This window comes from Limnohabitans sp. INBF003, assembly GCF_055396645.1.
In genome coordinates this window covers 3,305,647-3,330,601 of sequence record NZ_AP029222.1, presented here as the reverse complement: position 1 = coordinate 3,330,601, position 24,955 = coordinate 3,305,647, and the positions used below count along the sequence as shown (strand labels likewise).

The 24,955-nt window shown below is 59.9% G+C and carries 23 protein-coding genes; 5 read left to right on the top strand and 18 right to left on the bottom strand.

Translation table 11 applies throughout. From position 1 onward, the window contains the following. Nucleotides 1-16: 16 nt before the first annotated feature. On the bottom strand, nucleotides 17-700 hold the full coding sequence (locus ACZ5VE_RS15555) for a nucleotidyltransferase family protein (protein WP_464456010.1): 684 nt from the start codon (nucleotides 698-700) through the stop codon (nucleotides 17-19). Nucleotides 701-918: 218 nt separating this feature from the next. Here ACZ5VE_RS15555 and ACZ5VE_RS15550 point away from each other — a divergent pair, with 218 nt between their 5' ends. Continuing rightward, a complete protein-coding gene (locus ACZ5VE_RS15550) occupies nucleotides 919-2,400 on the top strand; it encodes a M20 family metallopeptidase (RefSeq protein ID WP_464456009.1) in 1,482 nt (493 codons plus the stop codon). Continuing rightward, nucleotides 2,400-3,260, top strand: coding sequence for an alpha/beta hydrolase (locus ACZ5VE_RS15545; protein ID WP_464457520.1), 861 nt, complete (start codon nucleotides 2,400-2,402; stop codon nucleotides 3,258-3,260). Before ACZ5VE_RS15550 ends, ACZ5VE_RS15545 begins: the two co-directional genes overlap by 1 nt. Here the strand turns inward: ACZ5VE_RS15545 and ACZ5VE_RS15540 are convergent. The 3 genes from ACZ5VE_RS15540 to ACZ5VE_RS15530 all read right to left on the bottom strand — a co-directional run bounded on the left by ACZ5VE_RS15540 (nucleotide 3,229) and on the right by ACZ5VE_RS15530 (nucleotide 6,433). Next, the gene (locus ACZ5VE_RS15540) at nucleotides 3,229-4,419 is read right to left on the bottom strand and encodes an MFS transporter (RefSeq protein ID WP_464457519.1); all 1,191 of its coding nucleotides are present in this window, start codon (nucleotides 4,417-4,419) and stop codon (nucleotides 3,229-3,231) included. The genes ACZ5VE_RS15545 and ACZ5VE_RS15540 overlap by 32 nt on opposite strands. 195 nt (nucleotides 4,420-4,614) lie before the next feature. After that, nucleotides 4,615-5,316, bottom strand: a complete 702-nt coding sequence (locus ACZ5VE_RS15535) for a 16S rRNA (uracil(1498)-N(3))-methyltransferase (RefSeq protein WP_464456008.1) — start codon at nucleotides 5,314-5,316, stop codon at nucleotides 4,615-4,617. Between the two features lie 7 nt (nucleotides 5,317-5,323). Further along, nucleotides 5,324-6,433 carry an aminoglycoside phosphotransferase family protein gene (locus ACZ5VE_RS15530; RefSeq protein ID WP_464456007.1) on the bottom strand — a complete coding sequence of 370 codons (1,110 nt, stop codon included), beginning with the start codon at nucleotides 6,431-6,433 and terminating at the stop codon, nucleotides 5,324-5,326. 146 nt (nucleotides 6,434-6,579) lie between these two features. Here ACZ5VE_RS15530 and ACZ5VE_RS15525 point away from each other — a divergent pair, with 146 nt between their 5' ends. The 3 genes from ACZ5VE_RS15525 to rsmA are packed head-to-tail and all read left to right on the top strand — an operon-like array spanning nucleotide 6,580 to nucleotide 11,082. Beyond that, nucleotides 6,580-8,949 carry an LPS-assembly protein LptD gene (locus ACZ5VE_RS15525; RefSeq protein ID WP_464456006.1) on the top strand — a complete coding sequence of 790 codons (2,370 nt, stop codon included), beginning with the start codon at nucleotides 6,580-6,582 and terminating at the stop codon, nucleotides 8,947-8,949. Then, nucleotides 8,942-10,306, top strand: coding sequence for a peptidylprolyl isomerase (locus ACZ5VE_RS15520; RefSeq protein WP_464456005.1), 1,365 nt, complete (start codon nucleotides 8,942-8,944; stop codon nucleotides 10,304-10,306). Before ACZ5VE_RS15525 ends, ACZ5VE_RS15520 begins: the two co-directional genes overlap by 8 nt. Next, entirely contained in the window at nucleotides 10,303-11,082 is a 780-nt protein-coding gene (rsmA, locus tag ACZ5VE_RS15515) for a 16S rRNA (adenine(1518)-N(6)/adenine(1519)-N(6))-dimethyltransferase RsmA (protein WP_464456004.1), read from the top strand. Before ACZ5VE_RS15520 ends, rsmA begins: the two co-directional genes overlap by 4 nt. A 12-nt stretch (nucleotides 11,083-11,094) precedes the next feature. Here the strand turns inward: rsmA and ACZ5VE_RS15510 are convergent, their stop codons facing one another. The 14 genes from ACZ5VE_RS15510 to ACZ5VE_RS15445 all read right to left on the bottom strand — a co-directional run bounded on the left by ACZ5VE_RS15510 (nucleotide 11,095) and on the right by ACZ5VE_RS15445 (nucleotide 24,893). After that, nucleotides 11,095-11,799 carry a FadR/GntR family transcriptional regulator gene (locus ACZ5VE_RS15510; protein ID WP_464456003.1) on the bottom strand — a complete coding sequence of 235 codons (705 nt, stop codon included), beginning with the start codon at nucleotides 11,797-11,799 and terminating at the stop codon, nucleotides 11,095-11,097. A gap of 12 nt (nucleotides 11,800-11,811) precedes the next feature. Continuing rightward, the gene (locus ACZ5VE_RS15505) at nucleotides 11,812-13,317 is read right to left on the bottom strand and encodes a xylulokinase (RefSeq protein WP_464456002.1); all 1,506 of its coding nucleotides are present in this window, start codon (nucleotides 13,315-13,317) and stop codon (nucleotides 11,812-11,814) included. After that, the gene (locus ACZ5VE_RS15500) at nucleotides 13,310-14,350 is read right to left on the bottom strand and encodes a zinc-dependent dehydrogenase (protein WP_464456001.1); all 1,041 of its coding nucleotides are present in this window, start codon (nucleotides 14,348-14,350) and stop codon (nucleotides 13,310-13,312) included. Before ACZ5VE_RS15500 ends, ACZ5VE_RS15505 begins: the two co-directional genes overlap by 8 nt. Continuing rightward, a complete protein-coding gene (locus ACZ5VE_RS15495) occupies nucleotides 14,347-15,159 on the bottom strand; it encodes a class I fructose-bisphosphate aldolase (protein ID WP_464456000.1) in 813 nt (270 codons plus the stop codon). The genes ACZ5VE_RS15500 and ACZ5VE_RS15495 overlap by 4 nt, the downstream gene beginning before the upstream one ends. A gap of 47 nt (nucleotides 15,160-15,206) precedes the next feature. Further along, nucleotides 15,207-16,490 carry a TRAP transporter large permease gene (locus ACZ5VE_RS15490; protein ID WP_464455999.1) on the bottom strand — a complete coding sequence of 428 codons (1,284 nt, stop codon included), beginning with the start codon at nucleotides 16,488-16,490 and terminating at the stop codon, nucleotides 15,207-15,209. A 16-nt stretch (nucleotides 16,491-16,506) separates the two neighbouring features. Further along, complete coding sequence (locus ACZ5VE_RS15485) at nucleotides 16,507-17,034, bottom strand: TRAP transporter small permease (protein ID WP_464455998.1); 528 nt, start codon at nucleotides 17,032-17,034, stop codon at nucleotides 16,507-16,509. 10 nt (nucleotides 17,035-17,044) lie between these two features. Further along, on the bottom strand, nucleotides 17,045-18,040 hold the full coding sequence (locus tag ACZ5VE_RS15480; RefSeq protein ID WP_464455997.1) for a DctP family TRAP transporter solute-binding subunit: 996 nt from the start codon (nucleotides 18,038-18,040) through the stop codon (nucleotides 17,045-17,047). 179 nt (nucleotides 18,041-18,219) lie between these two features. Beyond that, nucleotides 18,220-18,423, bottom strand: a complete 204-nt coding sequence (locus ACZ5VE_RS15475) for a hypothetical protein (protein ID WP_464455996.1) — start codon at nucleotides 18,421-18,423, stop codon at nucleotides 18,220-18,222. Beyond that, nucleotides 18,402-18,827, bottom strand: a complete 426-nt coding sequence (locus tag ACZ5VE_RS15470) for a barstar family protein (protein ID WP_019429907.1) — start codon at nucleotides 18,825-18,827, stop codon at nucleotides 18,402-18,404. The genes ACZ5VE_RS15475 and ACZ5VE_RS15470 overlap by 22 nt, the downstream gene beginning before the upstream one ends. Before the next feature lie 29 nt (nucleotides 18,828-18,856). Further along, nucleotides 18,857-19,270: a guanyl-specific ribonuclease gene (locus ACZ5VE_RS15465; protein ID WP_464455995.1), complete on the bottom strand. Its 414-nt coding sequence runs from the start codon at nucleotides 19,268-19,270 to the stop codon at nucleotides 18,857-18,859. Nucleotides 19,271-19,424: 154 nt separating this feature from the next. Next, nucleotides 19,425-21,728, bottom strand: a complete 2,304-nt coding sequence (locus ACZ5VE_RS15460; RefSeq protein ID WP_464455994.1) for an NADP-dependent malic enzyme — start codon at nucleotides 21,726-21,728, stop codon at nucleotides 19,425-19,427. A 200-nt stretch (nucleotides 21,729-21,928) separates the two neighbouring features. Next, nucleotides 21,929-22,540 (bottom strand): MOSC domain-containing protein, encoded by a 612-nt coding sequence (locus ACZ5VE_RS15455; protein WP_464455993.1) that lies wholly within the window; start codon nucleotides 22,538-22,540, stop codon nucleotides 21,929-21,931. A 3-nt stretch (nucleotides 22,541-22,543) separates the two neighbouring features. Continuing rightward, entirely contained in the window at nucleotides 22,544-23,932 is a 1,389-nt protein-coding gene (locus tag ACZ5VE_RS15450; protein ID WP_464455992.1) for an aminopeptidase P N-terminal domain-containing protein, read from the bottom strand. A gap of 193 nt (nucleotides 23,933-24,125) precedes the next feature. Then, complete coding sequence (locus ACZ5VE_RS15445) at nucleotides 24,126-24,893, bottom strand: nucleotidyltransferase family protein (RefSeq protein ID WP_464455991.1); 768 nt, start codon at nucleotides 24,891-24,893, stop codon at nucleotides 24,126-24,128. Between the last annotated feature and the right edge of the window lie 62 nt (nucleotides 24,894-24,955).

Below are 24,955 nucleotides of genomic sequence, written 5' to 3'. Positions count from 1 at the left end.
CCACGCATTCAGCCCCTCACTCTTTGGGCTTGACGGGCTCTGTCCAGCCGCCGAGCGCTTGACTCAAATCATCCGGCCAGCACAGACGATGTCCCGTCAACGCTTGCAGCGTCTGCCGGTCTTCTTCATTGTCCACATCCATGCGGTAGTGCGGATTGGGTGTTTCCCACCGGTACAGCCCTTCGGGGTGGGCTTGCTGCCATTGCCGTGCACCCACTTGCGCATCAGATGCCAGGATTTGCCGGGCAACCGACATCGAAAACACCACCGGGTTGCCGGGCAAGCCTTGCACAAAGGGTTGCAGCATGTCCATGCCTTTCGGACGAGACACAAAAGCACCCACCAAGTCAGCCATGTCCTGGGCATTGATCAGGGCTTGATCGGCCAGCACGACCATGACGGCATCGGGTTCTGGGCTCAAGGCCTGCAGGCCTGCTCGCAAAGAACCCACATGGCCAGCGTCGGGCTGCGGATTGCGCACGGTGCGGACTGGAAACTGCCTCAGGCAAGCCTCTTGCTGGATGCGCTCGGCATGGTGCCCCAGCACCAGCAGCAGCTCTGTCACGCCCACTTGCGACAAGGCCTTCAGTTGCCCCGTCAGCAGGCTTTCGCCGTCCCTCTGCATCAAGCATTTGGGCCGATAGCCCATGCGGCTGCCCGCGCCAGCAGCCAGCACAATGCCGCCGATCCGCAGGGGCATGGCCCCGCTTGGCGTTGGCGATTTCATCGAATGTGTGCTCAATCGGCTGCTCCCGTTTGGGGGTGTTCACACCCTGAAGACTGCGGTCTGCCGATTGTGCCGGTGCCGTCCACCCACAGAGGCCCGTTCGTGTCACCTTGGTCCATGTCTGCCGTGACATCCCGCGCACAAAACCGCTACAGTCTTTGATCTTGTGTTGTCATTTTCGGAGTACGCCCATGAACGCACCCCTGCACCGCGAAATGCCCGCTGGCACCTTGGACAGCGCCCAAGCCCTGAGCCAGGTCACCCAAGCCTGGGACAGCAGCATCCTGCCCGAGCTGAAAAATTACATCGAAATCCCGGCCAAGTCGCCCTCATTTGATGCCGATTGGGCCGCGCACGGCCACATCGAGACCGTGCTGCGCAACGCCGCGCAGTGGGTGGAAGCCCAAAAAGTGGAAGGGCTCCAACTTGAAGTCATCCGCCTGCCCGGCCGTACGCCGGTCATGTTTTTCGAAGTCGCTGCCACCCGCAGCCCAGACGAGGGTTCAGGCCAGACGGTGCTGATGTACGGCCACTTGGACAAACAGCCCGAGTTCAACGGCTGGCGCAACGACCTCGGCCCCTGGACCCCGGTTTACGAAGACGGCAAGCTGTATGGCCGGGGCGGCGCCGACGACGGTTATGCGGTCTACGCCAGCATCGCGGCGGTGCAGGCGCTCAAGAGCCAGAAGACACCGCACCCGCGCATCGTGGGCTTGATCGAGACCTGCGAAGAATCGGGCTCGTATGACCTGCTGCCTTATGTGGACGCACTGCGCACCCGCATGGGTGATGTGGGTCTGGTGATTTGCCTGGACAGCGGCGCGGGCAACTACGACCAGCTGTGGCTCACCACCAGTTTGCGCGGCATGGCCAGCGGCACGCTCAAGGTGCAAATCTTGACCGAAGGCATCCACTCGGGCGACGCCTCGGGCCTGGTGCCATCGAGTTTCCGCATCATGCGGCAGGTGCTCGACCGCCTCGAAGACAGCGCCACGGGCCGTCTGCTGCCTGCAAGCTTCCACTGCGAAGTGCCTGCCGAGCGGCTGGCGCAAGCGCAGGCCACAGCCGCCATTCTGGGCGACGAGGTGTACAAGCGTTTTCCGTGGGCGCACTACGATTGCGGTGGCTCGACCAGCTTTGCCCTGCCCACCACCACCGACCCGACCCAGGCCCTGCTCAACCGCACCTGGACGCCCACATTGAGCGTGACAGGCGCCGACGGCTTTCCGGCCCTGAAAGACGCGGGCAACGTGCTACGGCCTTACACCGCCTTCAAACTCAGCCTGCGCCTGCCTCCGCTGGTGGACGCGGCGCAGGCCGTGGCCGAGATGAAAGCCTTGCTCGAAGACAACGCGCCTTACCAAGCCAAAGTCACCTTTGAAAGCGGCGGCGGTGCCACCGGCTGGAACGCGCCCGACACCTTGCCTTGGTTCGAGCAAGCGCTCAACGCCTCCAGCCAGGCGCACTTTGGCGCGGGCGTGGGCTACATCGGGCAGGGCGGCACCATTCCGCTCATGAACATGCTGAGCGCGGGTTTCCCCAAAGCGCAAATGATGGTGTGTGGCGTGCTCGGCCCCAAGAGCAACGCACACGGCCCGAACGAGTTTTTGCATGTGCCCTATGCCAAAAAACTCACGGCGGCGGTGGCCGAAGTCATGGCCCGGATGCCATGATGTTTTCGCAGCGGCTTTCCATCTCGCGCCCGACGATTTCAGAACTGCAAGGAGAAGCAGGCCAGCTGGCCGTGCATGACTGGATCTTGCCTGCGGCCAAGCCCTTGGGCACGGTGCTCTTGGTCCACGGCCTGGGCGAACACGCCGGGCGCTATGGCGAACTGGCAGCCAATTTGCACCAATGGGGTTTTGCGGTGCGCGCCTACGACCAGCAAGGCCATGGCCGGTCCGACGGTGCACGCGGCGACCTGCTGCGCCCCGGCAGTTTGCAAGCCGATTTGTGCCGGGTGATCGACGACACACGGCAACAGCCCGCGTTGATGGGAAGCCCCCTGATCTTGCTGGGCCACAGCATGGGTGGCCTGGTGGTGGCGCGCACACTGGCCGAACAACTGCGCCCGGTGGATGCGGCGGTTTTGTCTTCCCCGGCCTTGGGGGCGTTCCCCACGCTGTTTCAAAAAATGCTGCTGGCCACTTTGCCCCGCGTGGTGCCGCACCTGCGGGTGGACAACGGTCTGAAAACCGAGCTGGTGGCACGTGACCCCGACGTGGTCAAAGCCTACCAAGCCGACCCGATGGTGCACCGGCGCATTTCCACAGGTCTGGCCGCCTGGATTCTGAACAACGGCACCCAAACGCTGGAAGATGCTGCGCAGTGGTCAGTCCCCACTTTGCTGCTCTATGCAGGCCAGGACAAGCTGGTGAATGCGCAGGCCAGCGCCGACTTCGCGCAAGCGGCACCGCAGGCCGTGGTGCAGGCCCAGTGCTTTGAAGGCATGTACCACGAGATCTTCAACGACCTCTACCGCGCCCAGGTGTTCACCGCGCTCAAGCGCTGGCTGATGACCCGCTTTTCATGACGCTTTTCTGTTTGATCGCCATCCACACCAAGGCCACACCGGTCAGCGCCACAGGCAGCAATGAGCCAATGTTCAACCAGGCCCAGCCTTGCGTGGTGACCAAGGCACCCGATGCAAACGACGTGAACGCCATGGTGGTGAACACAAAGAAGTTGATGGCGGCCTGACCCCGGTCTTTTTCAGCCGGCGTCCAGGCCTTCATGGCCAGCGTGGTGCTGCCGGTGAACAAAAAGTTCCAGCCCAGACCCAGCAAGAACAGCGCGATCAGGAACTGGTGCAGCCCAACCCCGGTGAGCGCAATGACGATGCAGGCGAAGTTGATCACCACACCCACAGCCATGATCTGCAGAGTGCCGAATTTCTTGATCAAGTGGCCCGTGAAGAAGCCAGGCGCGAACATGCCGATCACATGCCACTCCAGCACCAGCGCCGCGTCGTCAAAACTGAACCCGCACACCTGCATGGCCAGCGGGGTGGCGGCCATGAGCAGGTTCATCACGCCGTAGCTCAGCGCTGCGGCCGCTGCCGCCACGATGAACACGGGCTGACGCATGATCTCGCCCAAAGGGCGGCCCGTGCTGTCTCCGGGCTTTTTGGCGGGCACCGCAGGGAAACGGATGAAGGCCATGCACAGCATGGCCAGCACCGCCACAACACCCAAGGCCATGTAAGCCCCGAGAAACGGCGTTTCATGCAAAGTGCGGGTGCGCGAAGCCAGGTTGGGGCCGACGATGGCACCGATCAAACCACCGGCCAACACCAGTGAGACCGCTTTTTCGCGGAAGCTGTCAGCGGCCAGTTCGGCAGCGGCAAAACGGTACAACTGGCCATTGGCGCTGTAGTAACCCGCGATCACGGTGGCCGCCACCAGCAGCCAGAAGTTGTGGCTCCAAGCGGCATAAGCGGCCAACAGGGCCGAAAACAAAGCCACACCCAAACCCAGCTGAAACGACACTTTTCGCCCCCAACGTGACTGGCTCTTGGCCACCAGGCCGGTTGACACGGCACCGCCCACCACGTAGCCCATGACGGGCAAAGTCGCCATCCAGCCCAGCGGCGCAATGCTCAGACCCACCAAGCCATTGATGGCGATGAAGGTGACGTTGTTGGTCAGGAACAAGCCCTGGCAGAGCGTGAGGAGGATCAGGTTGGCGTTCATGCCGGGCAGTGTATCGCCTGCCGCAGATAAAGCCATGTCGCCTTGGCCTGCCCATCTCTGTAGGAGCTTGCCTGCAAGCGATCACTCTCGCAAACCACAAGCACCTGTCGCCAACAAACTGGCTCCTGCAAATCAAACGTCTCGCCTGCCATCGCTTGCAGGCAAGCTCCTACAACACAAAGCGTGCTGGACGGGTCAGGCGCAAACGGCCAACACAGCCAAGGGAGCGGTCTCAGCGCGCAGCACGCGCGGGCCCAGTGTGACGGGCACAAAACCGGCCGAAAGGGCCGCCGCTTCTTCGGTGGGACTCAAACCACCTTCAGGACCGCTGAGCACGGTCACGGATGCCGTGCCTGTCATTTGCGACAGCGGTCGGGTGCCTTCAGACAAAGACAGCACCCAGCGCTCACCGGCTGCGGCGTGTTTGAGCCACTCGTTCAGGGTCACGGCGGGGTGAATGGTGGGCACGCGGTTGCGGCCGCACTGCTCGGCTGCAGCCACGGCCACACCTTGCCAGTGGGCCAGCTTTTTGTCGGCGCGTTCGCCCTTGAGCTTGAGCACGCTGCGCTCGGCCATGAGCGGTGTGATGCTGGCCACACCCAGCTCGGTGGCTTTTTCGACCAGCCAGTCCATGCGGTCGTTGGCGGTGATGCCCGCCAGCAAATGCACGGCGCGGGCGGCTTCTCGCTCCACTGCGCGGTGCTCGCCAACCTCAACCTCCACATCGCTGCGGCCCATGCGGGTCACGGTGGCGTCAAACTCGCCGCCTTCGCCGTTGAACAGGGTGATGACATCGCCCGGTTGCATGCGCAGCACCTGCACATGGCGGGCAGCTCCAGCGGGCAGGCTGAGCGCCAGGCCGGTGGCCAGGGGGGCGGGGCAGTAAAAACGCGGCATGGGGTGCTCACATCCGACCGTAAGCGAAACCAACCTGGGGCGTGGTGCCTTCGATCTCGTCGATCAGTTTGAGCAGGGGCCCAAGTTCGCGGTAGCGGTCGCAGGCCTTGCGGATGTAGTGGATGAAGCGCGGCGCATCGGCCAGGTATTTGGGTTTGCCGTCGCGCAGGGTCAGGCGGGCAAAAATGCCCGCGACCTTGAGGTGACGCTGCAAGCCCATCCACTCCACAGCGCGGTAAAACGCGCCAAAGTCGCTGTGCCAGTCTTCAAAATCCATCAGCCCGGCCTTGCGGGCTTTTTCCCAATAGCGGATGGTGATGTCGAGCACGAAGTCTTCGTCCCACGTCAGGAAGGCGTCGCGCATCAGGCTGGCGATGTCATAGGTGATGGGGCCGTACACCGCGTCCTGAAAGTCCAGCACACCGAGCTGCGCACGCCCGCCGAAAGGCATCATCAAATTGCGCGGCATGAAATCGCGGTGCACATACACGCTGGGTGCGGCCAGGTTGCGCTGCACGATCAGGGCAAACGCCTTGTCCACGGTCTCTTTGTCTTGGCCAGCGAGTTGCACGTTTTTGTGCTGGCCCAAATACCAGTCAGGGAACAGGCTCAGCTCGCGGTTGAGCAAGGCGGCGTCGTAGGGCGGCAGCACACCGGGGCGCGAGGCCAATTGCCACTGCACCAGCGTGTCGACCGCCTGCATGTACAGGCCATGGTTGGCCTGTGGGCGCTCGGCATCGATGGCCGACATCATGGTGGCGTCGCCCAGGTCGGTCAGCAGCATGAAGCCATGGGCTTCGTGCCAGTCCAGCACTACGGGGGCGTTCAGGCCCGCGTTTTTCATCAAGGCGGCAATGCGGACAAAGGGCTCCGAGTTTTCTTTGTCGGGTGGGGCGTCCATGACGATGCGGCTGTCGCCTTGTACGGTGTCCACCCGCAAATAGCGGCGAAAGCTGGCATCGGCCGAGGCGATGCGCACGCTTTTGGGCAAGAGTCCTTGCGCTGAGGCGATGCCTGCGATCCAGTGCTGGAACAAAGCTTGCCGTACAGGGTCTGCCCAGCTGACTTCAGAAACAGGTGCAGGCGAGGGGATTGGGGGTGAAGAGGGGTGGCTCATGGATAATCGCATTCTACAAAGCCCGCCAGCGTCCTTTCTGGGCAATGACAGGCTGCCACTTTCCATCATTTTTGCCATTTGTGGTCACCCATTTTTCTTCGCCATCCCTGCCGTTAACCCCCGCTGCCCTCTCTGCCCCACGCGCTGTGGCGGTCGCGGCCGCCTTGTTGACGCTGGGTGCCAGCTGGGCCCAAGCCCAACCCGCAGGCTTGCCCTTGCGCAGCAGCCCTTTGCTGGAAGAAAAAGTCTCCGAGCGCCAGCAATCCGAAGGGGCGGTCTTTGTGAAGGGCGAGCAAATCACCGCACGCCCCGACATGGACCTGGTCGTGAAGGGCCAGGCCAGCATCCGGCGGCCCGGATTGGCCGTGAGCGCAGACCGGGTGGACTACGACCAAACCCAGGATGTGGTGGACGCTTCAGGCCACGTGCGTGTGAGCCGTGAAAGCAGCGTCTTCATGGGGCCGCATCTGAATCTGAAAGTCGACAGCTTTCAGGGCATTTTTGAAAAACCGGATTTTGAGCTGTACAGCAGTGGCGGCTATGGCCAGGCGGCCGAAGTGGAGTTTGTGGACAACAACCGCACCATCCTTCGCCAAGCCAACTACACGACCTGCCGACGCACGCCTGGGCCGGAATGGCTGCCCGAATGGCTGCTGAAAGCCACCCAACTGACGATCAACGAAGAAGAGTCCACGATCGACGCGAAAGGCGTGCAGTTCCGCTTTCAGGACGTGCCGATTTTCGCGGCACCTTCCCTGAGCCTGCCCTTGACGAACGAACGCAAATCCGGCTTGCTGCCACCGCTGTTCAGCGTCGACACGGTCAACGGGGTGGAGGTGGCGCAGCCGTATTACTTTGACATCGCCCCCAACCGCGACGCCACGGTCACCACGCATGTGATGAGCCAACGCGGCATCGCCGCAGACACGGAATTCCGTTATCTGGAGCGGGACTACAGCGGCCAAGTCCGTCTGAACCTGATGCCGGCCGACAAATTGCGGGACGCCAACCGCTGGGGCCTGTCGAGCCAACACAGTGGCGGCATTGAGACCGGCCTGGACGGTGTGGGCCGCATTGGCTTGGGCCTCACCTTGAACCGGGTCAGCGACAACAACTACTGGCGTGACTTCCCCCGCTCTGGTTTGGCTTTGACCCAACGTGTGCTGCCCTCCACGGGGGTTTTGTCATGGGGCAGAGGCGACTTCAGCATGACCGCCCAAGTGCAGCGCTGGCAAAACCTGCAAGAGGCTGCCCCGCCCTACGACCGGGCACCGCAAATCACCATGCGCTATGGCCAATGGAATGCCGAGGGCCTGGATTGGTCGGTGGTGGGCGACACCACACGGTTTGAGGCCGACTATTCACGCGTGGCCAGTTTGGTCAGTGCGGGCACCTTACCGCGCAACGGGGAGCGCAGCTTCATACAAGCACAGGTGAGCCGTCCGTGGATTCGCCCTTGGGGCTTTGTCACGCCCAAGCTGCAGCTGCACGCCACACGCTACCAGATGGACCGCGCCCTCGACAACGGCGCCCTGTCGGTCAACCGCGTCCTGCCCACCTTCAGTGTGGACTCTGGCCTGGTGTTTGAGCGCGAAACCCGCTGGTTTGGCCGCGATGTTTTGCAAACACTGGAGCCCCGCGCTTTTTACGCCCGCACACCCTATAAAAACCAGGACATGCTGCCGGTGTATGACAGCGGTGCCGCCGACTTCAACCTGTCGACCATCTTCAACGAAAACGCCTATGTAGGACATGACCGGCTGGTGGACAACGATGCCCTGACTTTGGGCCTGAACAGCCGGTTTTTTGATGCAGGCACGGGTGCTGAAATGCTGCGGGTGGGTGTGGCACAGCGGATCCGGTTTTCCGATCAACAGGTCAACCTGTCGTCCAATCAGGCCGACAGAGCCGCCGGGCTGAGCGATATCTTGTTCGGCGCGGGCATCCGTTGGGATGACCGCTGGTCGTTCGACGGCACCATCCAGGCCAAGAACCAGACGCATGAGATCAGCCGGACCACCTTGCAAGGGCGTTACAGCCACAGCCCTTACCGCGTCATCAACATGGCGTACCGCGCCAACAACCAAGTCACGCCCAAAACCGAATTTGTGGACTTCGGCTGGCAATGGCCTGTGAGTGATCTGATCGGCCGAACCGACCGGCAAGCAGAAAGCGCCTGGACACGGACCTCCGGCCAAGGTCTGGGGCCTGACCGCTGGTACACAGTGGGCCGCCTGAACTACAGCTTGAAAGAGCGCAGTCTGGTGGACACTTTGGTGGGCCTCGAATACGATGCGGGCTGCTGGCTGGGCAGGGTCGCCTTTCAGCGGCTCCAAACCAACGTGTCCAGTGTCAGCGCCAGCAGCGCCACCAGCCGAATCCTTTTCCAGCTTGAATTTGTCGGTTTTGCACGTGTGGGCGTCAGCCCCTTGAAGAGCCTCAGTGACAACATTCCCCGTTACCAATACCTGCGCGACAGCACGGTTCAACCCAGTCGGTTCCAGCACTATGAATAACCTGTTTTCTCCTGTCCGTTCAGCTTGGCTGGCCTCCATTCTGGGTGCGGTCAGCCTGCTCGGCACACCCGGCGCTTGGGCACAAAGCCCCAATGCAGCCCCCGTGAAAGCCACCACAGCCCCCATCCGCCAGGCTGATTTCATTGTGGCGGTCGTCAACTCCGAGCCAATCACCAACCGCGATGTGCAGGTGCTGCGTCAGCGCCTGGCCAACGAGGCGACTGCACGTGGCGGCAGCAAGCCCGATGCCAACGAACTCACCCGCTTGGCCATCGAACAACTGATCAACGAAAAAGCGCAACTGCAACAAGCACGCGATGCGGGCATCAAAATCGAAGACGAGGCCATTGACCAAGCCGAACTCAATGTGGCGGCCAGCAACCAGTTGACACGAGAAGAGATGCACAAGCGTCTGGCACAAGACGGCATTGCAGTGAGCACGTTTCGTGAGCAGTTGCGCACACAGCTGACGCTCAGCCGTTTGCGTGAACGCGAAATCGAAGGCCGCGTGCGGGTCAGCGATCTGGACGTCGAGCAATTTTTGCGCGAACAGCTGAAGGCCCAAGCGGCGCAACTGCCGCCTGAACTCAATTTGGGCATGATCCTGATTGCCGTGCCTGAAAACAGCAGCGAATCGGAAACCAAGGCCTTGAGCGAGCGCGCTGCAGACATTGCACGCCGTGCACGTGGCGGTGAAAACTTCGCCGAGTTGGCCAAATCCTTTTCTCAAACCACGGACCGTGGCGCCAATGGCGGCAACATGGGCTTGCGCCCCATGGACCGCTACCCCGAATTGTTTGTCAACGCCACGCGCAGCTTGAATGCGGGTGAAGTCGCTGCACCCGTGCGATCCGCTGCAGGCTTTCACGTGCTCAAAGTCATTGAGCGTCGCCAGGCCAACACCTTGCTCATCACACAAACGCGTGCCCGTCACATCCTGCTGCGTCCTTCTGCGCAAATGTCGCAAGACCAGGCCGTGGCCAAGCTCACCGAAGTGCGCCAAGCCGTGGTGTCTGGCAAAGCAGACTTTGCCGCTGTGGCCCGCCAGATGTCACAAGACGGCAGCGCACAGCAAGGCGGCGATCTGGGCTGGGCCAACCCCGGCATGTTTGTGCCCGAATTCGAACAAGTCATGAACCGCCTGCGCCCAGGCCAGGTGGCCGAACCGCTGGTATCGCGTTTTGGTGTGCATTTGATCGAAGTGACCGACCGCCGCAACGCCCCCATGAGCGAGCAGGAGCAGCGCACCATGGCCCGCAATGCCTTGCGCGAAAAGAAACTTGACGAGGCTTATGCCGCCTGGGTCCAGGACATTCGCGGCCGGGCTTATGTCGAGATGCGCGAGCCGCCCCAATGAAGCACATTGCACGCAAACGATTTGGTCAGCACTTTTTGACCGACGGCGGCATCATCGATGCCATCGTGGACGCCATCAACCCTGAAGCGGGTCAGCCCATGGTTGAAATCGGCCCGGGCTTGGCTGCGTTGACGCAGCCGCTGGTCGAGCGCTTGGGGCACCTGACGGTGATCGAGCTGGACCGTGATCTGGCGGTGCGCCTGCGCGAACACCCGCACCTGTCGGTGGTCGAATCAGATGTCCTGAAAGTCGACTTTCGGGCCCTGGCAGCGCAGATGCTGGCCAAGGCTTCCCCTTCGGCCACGCCCAAAATTCGGGTCGTCGGCAACCTGCCCTACAACATCTCGACGCCCATCCTCTTTCATTTGTTGGCGCAGGTGGACGTGATCGAAGACCAGCACTTCATGCTTCAAAAAGAAGTCATCGACCGCATGGTGGCCAAGCCTGCCACCTCGGACTACAGCCGCCTGTCGGTCATGCTGCAATGGCGCTACGACATGGCCAACGTGCTGTTTGTGCCCCCAGAGAGCTTTGACCCACCACCGCGTGTGGACAGCGCCGTGGTGCGCATGGTGCCCCTGGCCACGCCGCCAGAGGTCCATGTCAAAACGCTCGAAACCCTGGTGCAAGTGGCCTTCAGCCAGCGCCGCAAGATCTTGCGCAACACCTTGGGCAAATGGCTTGAAGAAAAAGGCTTTGCGGGCAGTTTTGATTTGCAACGCCGTGCGGAAGAAGTGCCCGTGGCCGAATTCGTGGCCTTGGCTCAGGCCGTTTGATCGGTCTTGGGTTTATTCCGTGACGTACAACATGGAAATTTTGGCCGATTCCCGGCGCCACAAGGAAAAGCATTCCTGCAAAGCAATGCGGGCCATTTCGGGCTCCCGATCCCTGAGCGCCTGAACCACCGAACGGTGCGTGTTCACACTGCGGTCAAAGCTGCCTTTGACAACCGAGATCATCCGCACCCGATTGGTCATGACCGTGCGAATCACGCTGGTGAGTCCATCAATGATGAGTGAGATCACTGGGTTGTGCGCCGCTTTGGCCAACTCGACATGGAAATCCAGCTGGCATTGGGCAAAGCCATCAATGCTGTTGGCTTCAGCCATTCGTGCGACCACCGCATCCAAGGCATCGAACTCCTCACGACTCGCATCAATGGATGCGGTCACGGCCATCTCCATGCCGATCATCTCCAGGGCTTTTTGAATTTGCTCCAGCGACAAAAATCCCAGCTTGAGACTGACTTCAAAATAAAACTGCAAGACTTGCGCATTGGGCAACGACAAAAAAGTGCCACTGCCTTGCCGGCGCGTCACGAATCCAAGGGTTTCAAGCACCGTGAGCCGTTCACGCACGGTCGGACGCTGGACATCCAGAACCTCTGACAACTCGCGCTCCGTCGGCAAGCGCACGCGGCCACTTTCATCCGGCCGAACGCGCATCGCAATTTCAATGATGCGAATCAGGAGGTCGTCGGTGTCTTCGCTCATAACCCGCAGCCATCAGCCCGATGTCTTTTGACCAAGCTCGTGCATCGATGTCGCAAGGACAGGGTAAAGGCGGGTAAATATTTCAAAATGACGTTGGTAAATGTCTTGCTTGTCTGCAAAAGAGGGTTTGACCCACTGCGAAGATATTTTCACGGAAGGCAATGCCGTATCTTCCAGACCCGAAAAATGGCCACCGGCAATGGCCCCCAGCATAGCGGCCCCTAAGGCACCAGCGTCCTGGAATTCCGTGGTGCCATATTCTAGGCAAAGAATATCGGCCTTGATTTGCGCCCAGAAACGGCTGTGAGAACCGCCACCGACGCCGACCATGCGTGTGGGCTTCAAGCCCCACTTGCGCTCAGCCAGTTCCATGATTTGTCGCAGGCCGAATGCCGTGCCCTCAAAGACCGCACGAATCATGTCGCCGCGTGTATGCCCGAGACGCAATCCGATCCATGCCGCACTCGCTTCAGAGTCCCAGATGGGGCTGCGTTCACCCGCCAGATAAGGCAAAAAGATCAACCCGTTGGCTCCCGGCAAAGACTCTTGCGCCAATCGCTCCAGCTCGGCCAGGGATTTCACCTCGGGCCAAATTTTGCTTTGCAGCCAACCGAAAGAGCCGCCCAGCGTAGACATGGCACCATGTGCCAACCACCGATTCGGATAGACATGGTGTCGATTGAGAAACCCCGCTTCAAAATCTGGCTGGTCCATGCAGAAGGTGATCACACCGGATGTGCCAACCGATTCAAAAGCCTGACCGTTGTCGCGCAACTGCATGGCAAATGCGGCCGCTGCCGTGTCAGCAACACCCAGTGCCACCGCCACACCAGCGGGAATGCCCGTCAACGCCGCGATATCCAGGGTCACTTGGCCCAGATGCTGCGCACCGTGAACGATGGGTGGCAGGTACTCTGCCGGGGTGTTCCAGAGCTGGACCAACTCGGGATGCCATTGTGGCGTCGCCTGTTTGACGTCCATCAGCCCCGAATAAGAGGCCTGGGTCGGGTCAATGGCCAACTCTCCTGTCATGCGCATCGCAATATAGCTGTTGAGCATGCACACACTGCGGACGTTTTTCCAGACCTCGGGCTCGTTTTGCTGCACCCACATCAAATTGGCCGCCCAGCAGGTGGAGGTGCTGGCCCGGTTGCCACTGCGGTCCTGAAACGCTACCGTGTCTTCTCCTGCGACAGACCGGACAATGGCGTCTGCACGACCATCGAGGTAAACCATGGCGTGGCGAACAGGCCTGCGCTCGCTGTCCAGCAAGATGGTCGTGGGGCATGTGGTCGACAAGCCCACGGAACTGGTGGGGCCAGTTTGTGACGTGATCTCCTGCAAGGCTTCAAGCAGCAATTCCCAATACCGCTCCAGATCGATTTCAACCCAGAGCGGATAGGGGGTAATGACCGGGACAAAGCGTTGCACTTTTTTGAGCAAGTTGCCGCGGGCGTCAAAGGCACACACCTTGATGGCACTTGTCCCGGCATCTATACCCAGAAAAACTTCAGTCATTGTGGATCGCCACTTTGATGGCCGCACCACTGGCCGCCGCAGCAAAGGCTGCAAGTGAGTCGTCAACACCGTACCGGTGGGTGATCAAGGAGGTGGCATCGATCTGACCGGTAGACAACATGTTCAATGCCAACTCATAACCGCTGCGGCTCAGGGCGCTGGCACCCGTGACCGTGATTTCGTTGTAATGAATCAAATTGACGTCGATACTGGACATGTCACCCTGAGAAAATCCGGCGAACAAATTCACACGGCCGCCTTTGCGAACGAGGTTTAACGCCTCGTTGGCCAAGGCAGGAACGCCAATCGCCAATATAACGACATCGGCACCAAGGCCCTCTGTTTTTTGCTTCACCAGATCCAGTAAATTTTCCTGGGTGGGATCGCATGCATAACTGACGCCACGCTCCAACGCCGCCTGACGGCGTGCGGCACTCGGCTCGCTGATGATGACTTGCCGAGCACCTGCGGCCTTGGCCAAGGCCGCATGCATCAGGCCAATAGGACCCGCACCCAGAATGACGACCGAGTCACCCAAGCCCACTTGGGCATTTTTCTGTCCGTTGATGCAACAGGCCAATGGTTCGCTCAGCGCCGCTGCCTCAAAGCTCATGCCCTCCGGCATTTTGAAAACATTGCCCGCTTGCAAGGCGATGGCCGGGATGCGGATGTATTGCGCAAAGGCGCCATCAAATTCATAACCCATAGCCTGCCGGTTCTGGCAGACGTTTTCCAGACCGGCTTTGCAATAAGCGCACGCACGGCAAGGCACCACCGGGTCCATGCACACACGGTCGCCTGTGCTGAAACCCGTCACGCCAGCACCCGCTTCAACCACCACGCCCGAGAACTCGTGCCCGATGACCGAGGGAAAGCGAATGCCCTTGGTTTTTTTACCTGACAGGATGCGCAGATCGGTACCGCACACCGTGGCAGCGCGGATCGACAAGATCAGCTCACCAGGGCCGGCTTGCGGGGTCGCCATGTCGGCGACTTCCAGCACGTTGGGGGCTCGAAGAATGGCCGCTTTCATTGCACACCTGCCGCAACATCGTCTTCGTAAATTTTCAACGAAGCTTCCACACTGGCGTTCTGATGAATCAGCGCGCCCAGCGCCTTGATCACGCTGCTGGTATGCGGGTGCTGCCAGACAAAGCGGCCATAGGTCACACCACCCAAACCAACATCAAGGGCTTCACGCGTCATGCGCAGGTAGTCCTCGAGTGTTTCACCCATGTCACCTCCCGCCAGTGCAACCATGGCAGGGCAGCCTTCCACAACACTTCGAAAACTCTCGGCAGAACCTGTCCAGAGGGTCTTGATGATGTCCACGCCCAATTCAGCGCCAACGCGGGCCGCGTAAGTGACGGCCTTGGCGTCATGCGGGTCCTTGATCATGGTGCCCTTGGGGTAAATGTGTGCAACCAAAGGCATGCCCATGGACTGTGCCTCTTTGGACATGCGGCCCAGAAAACCGAGCTGTTGTGCTTGCTCAGGCCCCCCCACGATGCAACCGACAGACACCGCATCGGCGCCCATGCGAACAGCCTCTTCCACGTCGGCAACGGGAGCGTCGTAATGCGGGTGGTACTGGGTGGAATAGGCACTGATTTTCAAAATCATGGCCGCCTGTCCAGCGTAGGGAGGAAACACTTTTTCAGCAATGCCCTTGTGCATGGTGATCGCGTCGGGCATGCCTCGAACCACCTTTTTCATCGTGCCATGGATGTCCTCCAGACCTGGCATCAAACCCCGCGTGATGGGATGGTCAATGGTGATCGCCAACATGCGACCCGACGGACCCAACAAACGACGCATACGAACTTGTTTTCCTACGAACATGAAACACTCCAGTTGATGAGATGAGCAAGAAAAATAAAAGCAAACGATCAGTACATCCCGAATAACTTCAGGGGTCCAATCACCAGCACGGGGAACAAAACAAGGGCAATGATCGAGACCACGAGCACAGAAACAGGCCCCGTGGAACTCTTGATCACCTCTTCGAGACTCATGTTGGTCACTTTGGCCACTGCAAAAAGACACACACCCACTGGTGGTGTTACCAAGCCCAGCGTCAGCGTGATGACGATGATGACCAGCAAATGGATAGGGTCGACCCCCAAAGAAATCGCTGGCGGGACCAGGATAGGAATGAGGATGAACATGGCGGCAATCGCATCCATGAACATGCCAACCACCACCAGGAACAGAAAAATCAAGACCATGATCAGGGTGGGATCTTTGGTGATGGTGCCCAGCCATGTACCCACCATGACAGGCAGACCGTCAAATGCGAAAACCCATGCCGCCAACTTTCCGGTCGCTGCAATGAACAGAATGCCACCGCTCGAACGACCCGTCTCCTTGAGCATTTCACGCATGTCGTTCCAGGTGATGTTCCGGTACACAATCGCGGCAATGAAGAAGGTGTAGACCACGGCCATGGCGGCGGCTTCTGTGGGTGTGAAGAAACCGTCCAAAATCCCCGCCATCAAAATCACCGGCGTCAACATGGGCAAGATGGCCCTGGCGGCTGCTTTGGCGAAATGGCGCACATCAAACGGCATTGGTTTGCACACACCATGGCGAACGCTGTAAATGTGGTTGTAGACCATCAAGAATGCAGCGATAAAAAGCCCGGGCACCAAACCTGCAATGAGCAACAAACCGATGGACTGATTTGCAATGGAGCCCGCAATCACCATGAGAATCGATGGCGGAATGATCGATGAGAGTGTGGATGTGGCGAGCGTCATGCCAACGGCGTAACCCTTGTCATAGCCGTGTTTCACCATGGCGTTGATCTCGATGGCACCCAGCGACGCGATATCGGCAACAGACGATCCGGAGATGCCCCCAAACACGACCGAAGAGGTCACGTTGACATGCCCCATCCCCCCCGGAAGCCATCCGACGATGGCATGAGCAAAATCAAAAATCCGATCCGCCACGCCGCCTTTGTCCATCAACTGCCCCACCAGAAGGAACAAGGGCACAGCCACCAACAGGAATGAATTCATGGCCGAAAACATGCTTTCCGACAGCACATGAACCGGCGTGCTGGTGAAGATGGCGATGCTGGCCACGCTGGACAGTCCCAGTGCAATGGCCAAAGGGCAACCCAATGCACACAGCAGCAAGAACAAGCCGAGTAATGTAAGACTCATCATTTGGCGATACCCTTATTCAGGCGTTGCTGTCTGTGACAGCGATGGTGGATCGGTGGGTACGAAGCGACTGCAGCAAACTGAAAATTGACAGAACAGCAGACACCGGAACGATCACGCCGACAACCCAACTGGGCCAACCCAAAGTCGCAATCTGTTCATTCATGACCACTTGCTGCTTGACCATGTACCAGCCCGTCCACGCTGTCAGCAAGAAAAAGCTCAGGCTGCACGCCACATAAATGGGCAAAGCACTGCGCTGAATGAAGCGCGGAAAGTACCGAAGCAAAACCGTCACGCGCGCAGCATCTGCATGGCGGATGCTGGCGGCAAGGCCAGAAAACACCATCCAGATGAAACAGGCGCGCGTCAGTTCTTCTGTCCATGAAAACGGCACATCCAAGAGCCGTCCTGCCACCTGCAGCAAAACCACAAAAACAATGGCTGCAACAGCGACGCCGCAGACACCATCGGTCATCAGCGACAACATTCGGGATGCCGCACCAGGGCGGCCTGAAATGGGTTCGGGTGGCAGGGTGTAGCTCATGGTGCCTCCTTCATTTCTTGCCAACGAAGGTCAAGGTCTTGTCGAAGAAAGCTTGGTCTTTCACCAGTTGCGAGAACCGTGGAAAGAGGCTTTTTGCAACCGCCACAAATGCTTTTTGTTGCTCGGGTGTCAGGCTGTTAACCGCCACGCCTTTGGAAACCAGAAAGTCAATCGACTGCTTGGCATCTGCCGCATCGTTGGCGGCTTTCCAGGCTTCGGCCTCGACCGCAGCGGCTTGAAGCGCTTGCTTGTCTTTTTCAGCCAAGCCATTGAACTTGCCGGGATTGATGGCCAATACCCAGCCGTCGGCCATGTGGTTGGACATCGTGGCGTACTTCTGCACTTCATACAGCTTGGCCGTCACTGGGATGTTGATCGGATTTTCCTGACCATCCACCACCTTCAATTGCAAGGCGTTGTACACCTCACCAAATGCCATGGGCGTAGGGGCCGCACCCATCTTGCTGAAGAACTCGACCCACAAAGGGTTGTTGGGCACGCGGAACTTCATGCCCGCCAAATCCTGTGGTGACTGGATCGGTTTGCGTGAGTTGGTCATTTGACGGAAGGGGCGCTGCCACATGCCCAGACCTTTCAGGCCAATGTTGTTGAGGTCGCCCAGCAATTCCTGACCCAAAGGGCCAGCCAGATAGCTGCGCAATTGCGCGTTGTCATCGAACAAATACGGGATCGAGATGGCCGTGAATTTGGGATTGAAGTTGGCATACAGCGAAGAGGACAGCAACAGCATGTCCAGCGAGCCCCCGGCGAGTTGCCTCACGGCAGCCGATGGGTCACCACCATAAAGCTGGCCGTTGGCGAATACTTTGATTTCGACCTCACCGCCTGTTTTGACCGCCACCAGCTCGGCATATTTTTTAGCAGCCAGTGTGATTTCCGAGTTATCCGGGTCGGGCGTGGACAAGGTGAACGTGGTCTTGGCCGATGCCCAGGTACCTGTCAGGGCGAGCATGCCAGTGAGGATCAAGATTTTGAATTTCCGCATTCTGAGTCTCCTAATGGTTATACCAATCTGGGTTGGTGCCTGAGCATAAGAAAATAAATTGGTATAACCAATACTGGAAAACCCTTGAAGTGGGGTCTCTTCCATCGAAATTTGGCCAAAAAAAAGCCCGTCGCTTGGACAGGCTTTTGAGTGATTGGCCTGTAGGGCCGTGATCGGATTCAGGCGGCTGCGAGCCAATAACCTGCGTTGAATGGGCTGCTCATGCGCAGCGCCAAGGGCGACACGTCCACCAGTTTGTCGGTGGGCATTTTTTCGCCTTCTTCGACCGATTCGGCCACTGCGGCGTCTTCGGTTTGTGCCTCAATCGCCCGTCCTGCTTGGCTGTTTTGCGCAGAACGGGCTACAGAAAAGAATAGAAGCATCGGAAGGGTATCTTCCTGTCTCCCCAGTAATCGGCGGTGTCACGGAAGATGTCCAGCAATTGCTCGCGGGCTTCCTTGTCGAATTTGACGTGCGCCGGAATTTGCTCCAGCACCACGATGAAGCCAGGCTGTGGGCCCGACTTGTGCAGGGGGTCGGTCATGCAGTCGTACAGGGCATCAAAGTTCTTGCCGAAGTGCGAAGGCAGCGTGAATTGCGCACCAATCAGGTCCAGCACGTCTTGTTTGCTCTGGGCTTCGGCCAGGTTAGCGTACAGAAAGTGGTGGCCCAAGCCTTGGGCGGCTTCTTGCAAGTCGCTCACGCGGTAAGCGCGAATCGACTGCACGATGTTGGACCGCACGCCCTTCAGGGGCGCCTCTTGGTCGTGACGAATCGGCGTGTCCATCTCCGTGGTCTTTCTCTAAAGTCTAAAAATCAAGGCTTGTCGACGATCATGCGAAAACTCGCGTAATGGTCTTGTGTGTAGTAACAGGTCTGTGGATTTCGGGGAACCTGGCCACCGCAAACGATGCGCCGCGCTCCGCGATGCTTCACCCCAGGTGTTCTGACGGTGTATTCACGGTAAAACCCCCGCGTCTCGCGGGGCAGAATCCGCTCGCGATTGCCAAAAACCGTGCCGTCCTTTTCATGAGGAAAAGGACCCCCCTTGCGGATGAGTTGGTACGTTTCTTGGCCTTCTCGCGGCAAATCTGTCACCGACAGGGTCGGTGAAGTTTGGGCTTCGGTGGCTGGACTGGCCTGCACCAAAAAAGTGCAAATTGATAACATCAACCCCAAAAGCACTGGCATCCAGCGCTGCGGGGCAGCGATTGGTCGCGCCACCTTCATGAAAACACCTTTCAGAAGTCCCCGGGTTAACCCGAACACTCGAAGGCGCTAGTGTGAAGCAAACGACATAAAAAAGCAAGCGAATGCCCAATAAACAGGCAAAGCCTGTCTGGGCATTCCAACATCAAGTTAGCGCTTGCTGTCGTTTTATGGCTTAACGCGCCGCGTTGGCATCGGCCACGGTCAACGCTGTCATGTTCACAATCCGGCGCACGGTGGTGCTGGATGTCAGGATGTGAACCGGCTTGGCAGCGCCCAGCAAAACAGGCCCCACGGCAATGTTGCCGCCCGCTGCGGTCTTGAGCAAGTTGTAGGCGATGTTGGCGGCATCGATGTTTGGCAATACCAACAAATTCGCGTCACCGATCAAGCTGCTGTTCGGCATGATGGCGTGGCGTGCAGCCGCATCCAATGCCACGTCGCCGTGCATTTCGCCATCCACTTCAAGCCATGGCGCATTTTTGCGCAGCAGCTCCAGCACGTCGCGCATTTTGACGGCGCTGGGCTGGTTGGACGAACCGAAGTTCGAGTGCGACAGCAAGGCCGCCTTGGGCTTAAGGCCGAAACGGCGCATCTCTTCGGCGGCCATGATGGTGAACTCGGCCAATTGCTCAGCGGTCGGGTCGTAGTTCACATGGGTGTCGACCATGAAGACTTGGCGGCCTGGCAGCATCAAACCGTTCATGCACGCATAGGTGTTGACGCCTGCGCGCTTGCCGATGACCTGGTCGATGTAGTTCAGGTGCATGGGGTTGGTGCCCCAAGTGCCGCAAATCATGCCGTCTACATCGCCTTTGTGCAGCAACATGGCACCAATCAGCGACAAGCGGCGGCGCATCTCGATCTTGGCGATCTGCTCGGTGATGCCCTTGCGCTCGGTCAAGCGGTGGTAGGTCTGCCAGAAATCACGGTAGCGGTGGTCCAGCTCGACGTTAACCACGTCGTAGTCCAGCTCTTCTTTCAGGCGCAGGCCGAATTTTTCGATGCGTTCGGCGATCACTGCAGGGCGGCCAATCAGCGTGGGGCGGGCAATGCCTTCGTCCACCACGATCTGGGCGGCACGCAGCACGCGTTCTTCTTCGCCTTCGCTGTAAGCAATGCGCTTTTTCAGGGCGCGCTTGGCAGCCGTGAAAATGGGTTTCATCATGGTGCCCGAGGCATACACAAAGCCTTGCAGCTTTTCACGGTAGGCGTCCATGTCCTTGATGGGGCGCGAGGCCACGCCGCTTTCTGCAGCGGCTTGCGCCACGGCAGGGGCAATCTTCATCATCAAGCGGGGATCAAAGGGCTTGGGAATCAGGTATTCCGGGCCAAAGGCCAATGGCTCGCCCACATAGGCGGCCGCCACAACCTCGCTTTGCTCGGCTTGCGCCAACTCTGAAATGGCGTGCACTGCGGCAATTTCCATCTCCAGCGTGATGGTGGTGGCACCGCAGTCCAGCGCACCCCGGAAGATGTAGGGGAAACACAGGACGTTGTTGACCTGGTTGGGGTAGTCGGTGCGGCCTGTGGCCATGATGGCATCGTCGCGCACGGCTTTGACGTCTTCGGGATTGATTTCGGGATTGGGGTTGGCCAAGGCAAAAATCAGCGGCTTGGCCGCCATGGACTTGACCATGTCCTGCTTGAGCACGCCACCGGCCGACAAGCCCAGGAACACGTCAGCACCTGCAATCACCTGCGCCAGCGTGCGGTGCTCGGTTTTTTGCACGAACTGGATCTTGTCTTCGTCCATCAGCTCGGTGCGGCCTTCGTAAACCACACCCGCCAGGTCGGTGACCCAGATGTTTTCACGCGGGATGCCCAGCTTGACCAAGAGGCCCAGGCAAGCCAGGGCCGCAGCGCCCGCGCCCGAGGTGACCAGCTTGATCTTCTTAGGGTCTTTGCCCACGATTTTCAGACCGTTCAAAATGGCCGCGCCCACCACGATGGCCGTGCCATGCTGGTCGTCATGGAAGACCGGGATCTTCATGCGCTCGCGCAGCTTGCGCTCGACATAAAAGCAGTCGGGCGCCTTGATGTCTTCGAGGTTGATGCCGCCGAAAGTCGGCTCCAGCGAGGCGATGATCTCCACCAGCTTGTCCGGGTCTTTCTCGTTGATCTCGATGTCGAACACGTCGATGCCCGAGAACTTCTTGAACAACACGCCCTTGCCTTCCATGACCGGCTTGCTGGCCAATGGGCCAATGTCACCCAAACCCAGCACCGCCGTGCCGTTGGTCACCACGCCCACCAGGTTGCCCCGGCTGGTGTACTTGAAGGCGTTGGCCGGATCTTTGACGATTTCTTCGCAAGGGGCTGCCACGCCAGGGGAATAGGCCAAGGCCAGATCGTGCTGGTTGACCAGCTGCTTGGTGGCCGCGATGGCCACTTTGCCGGGGGTAGGGAACTCGTGGTATTCGAGTGCGGCTTTGCGCAACTGGGCGCGTTTTTCTTCGGCTTTAACCTTGTCGGTCATTGTTTTTGCTCCGTTGTAGGGATGTGCTGTCAGGGTTGCCAAGGTTCAGCAGCCGATTTGGATGACAAGTGATTTGTCAACACCCAAGGCGACAGTCGGCCAGTATTTTCATTGTAGACCCCGCATTCAACGCCCCAGGCCTGGGTAATGCCCCTCACAAGTGAGTTGGCTTTTGACTTTTGCGCACAAATGGCGGCCATTCAAAGCAGGTGCTTCCTGGCCTTGTGCATCAAAGCCTGCGCCACGCTGATGGAACGTGGCCCCGGAATGACGTCAAAAGAAGCCCCCGCTTGCAAGCGGCCTGGCCGGTCCACCGCCAGATAAAAGCCGCAACGCCCGCTTTGCACCATGTCTTTGGCGGCCAGGGCGTAGCCCATGACTGCGTTGAATTTGCCGCAGGGCTCGCGCGGCTGGGTCACGCGCAAGACCACATCGCCAAAGTCCAAGCTGTCGCCGATGAACAGGTCTGCTTCGAGCACGCCTTGCAGGCTGAGGTTTTCGCCCAGATAGCCGGGGGGCAGGTCTTCTTCAAACATCGTCGCGCCCCGCGCTTGGCGTTGCGCTTGCCACCAGCGCAAATGCTCCGAAGGCAAGGCATAGACAGCCTTGCTCAGACCGCCGTGCACAGACAGATCGGCTTGCTCGTCACCCACCAAGCCCAAAGGGCCCAGCTCGACCGGGCCCGTCACCGGGGTTTTGCCAATGGCCGACATCAGCTTGCGCTCACCCACACTCAAGGGACGCACCCGACCGGTCTGGATCGACAGCACGCGGCCAGCGCGAGGTGTGTGCGGCTTGGCGGCGTCGGCCATGGGTCAGCCCTTCATCAAAGCTTCGATCTCGTCGGTCTTGACCGGCACACCGCGCGTCATCAACTCGCAACCGGTCTCGGTGACGATGGCGTCGTCTTCGATGCGGATGCCGATGTTGTGGAACTGCTCGGGCACGCCCGGCGCAGGCCGCACATACAGGCCCGGCTCGATGGTCAGCACCATGCCCGGCTGCAGGATGCGGCTCGGGCGGTCTTTGATCAGCTCGCCACTCAGCGGGTCTTTGCGTTCGCTGATCTGGCCCACCTGCGAGGGCTCCACATAGCTGCCGCAGTCGTGCACGTCCATGCCCAGCCAGTGGCCAGTGCGGTGCATGTAAAACTGGAAATAGCTGCGGTTGGCGATCACGTCTTGCGCGTTGCCCACCTTGTTCTTGTCGAGCAAGCCGACATCGAGCAGGCCCTGCGACAGCACCGCCACGGTGGCTTCGTGCGGGTCGACAAAACGGGCACCGGCCTTGGTGGCCGCCACCGCGGCGTCTTGCGAAGCCAGCACCAGGTCGTACAAGGCGCGCTGCGGCCCGGTGAATGTGCCGTTGGCCGGGAAGGTGCGGGTGATGTCGCTGGCGTAACCGTCCAGCTCGCAACCGGCGTCGATCAACACCAGATCGCCGTTTTGGATCAAGGCCGTGTCCGCACGGTAATGCAAGACGCACGCATTGGCCCCGCCCGCCACGATGGAGCCATAAGCCGGGTACTGCGAGCCACTTTGGCGGAACTCGTGCAGCAGCTCGGCGTCCAGGTGGTATTCGCGCACCTCTTGGCCCGCACGCAGCATGGCGGCGCTGCGCTGCATGGCGCGGATGTGGGCGCGGGCGCTGATGGCGCTGGCACGGCGCATGATGGCCTGCTCGTGGGTGTCTTTGACCAAGCGCATCTCGTCAAGCAAGCTGCACAAATCGCGCTGCTGGTCCGGACACAAAGCGCCGTAGCGCACACGGGCACGCACCGACTGCAACCAGCCGTCCACACGGCCTTCCAGCCCCGAATGGATCGCAAACGGGTACCAGACCGTGCTGCGGTTTTCCAGCAGCTTGGGCATGTGCGCGGCCATCTCAGCCGACGGCAAAGCCCGGCTCACGCCCAGCGTGGCAGGCGCTGCATCTGGCCCCAAACGGATGCCGTCCCAGATTTCGCGTTCCAGGTCTTTGGGCTGGCAAAACAGTGTGGTCTCACCATCGGCCGTGATCACCAGCGTGGCGTGCGGCTCGGTGAAACCGGTCAGGTAATAAAAGTAACTGTCGTGCCGGTACAAAAAATCGCTGTCGCGGTTGCGCGGGCGCTCAGGTGCGGTGGGGACGATGGCGATACCGCCAGCGCCCAGTTGGGCTGCAAGACGGGCGCGGCGTTGGGCGTAGATCGTGTTGGAGGTCATTTGAACATTGTAGGAGGCCGCCCCTGCAGTCGAATGTTTGAAGGGGCTTTGGTCACCATTCGCGAGCAGGGGCTCGCTCCCACAGCAGAGATACCGCATGACTTCGTGGGAGGCTGCCCCTGCGGCCGAATGCTTGAATGGGCTCCGGCCAATATTCGCGAGCGGGGGCTCGCTCCCACGAAGAGCGGGGCTTTCAAATGTCTTGGCTGTGATTGAGCTGTGCCAGCCGTTCGGGTGTGCCCACATCGGTCCAGGCACCTTCATACACCTCGCCCGAGACCTGTCCCCGGTCCATGGCCGCACGCAGCAGGGGGGCCAGCGCCAGCGCAATCCCCTGCGGGTTGCCTTCTGGCAGGCCGCAGTCGGCAAAAAAGGCGCGTTTGTACAGCGCGATGGTGCTGAAGGTGTGACTCCCCGGCGTGCCTTTGGGCAGGTTGAGCACCTGGCCGGTCGCGGACAGACCGAAATCGCCGCCGGGGTTGTGCGCGGGGTTGGGCACGAGCCACAAGTGGGCCAGCTTGTCGCTGGCGGCGAAGCGCTGAACCGCTTCGGGGCTGAACACAAAGTCAGGGGCAAACACATCGCCTGCCACCACCCAGAAAACATCGGCCAAACCCGGCAGGGCGCGCACGATGCCGCCCGCCGTTTCAAGGGCGTGGCCAAAGTCATGGTCTTCGTGGGAATAGGTGATGTGCACTTCGGGCAAGCCGGGCCAGACGGTCTGGTGACCAAAGTGCGCCAGGATCTGGTCACCCAGCCACGCGGTATTGACCAGTTGACGGGTAAAGCCGCTGCGGGCCAGCGCCTGCATGGGCCACGCCATCAGGGCTTGGCCACGCACAGTGAGCAGGGGTTTCGGCGTGGTGTCGGTCAGGGGGCGCATGCGCTCACCACGCCCGGCCGCCAGCACCATGGCTTGGGCCGCTGGGCGCTTGTTCTGTTCGAAAGCAGGGGAATTCATGCTGCGATGTTGCCATGTTCCGTACGCATGTTGTCGCTCGTTGACGCCCCAGAACAGCCACC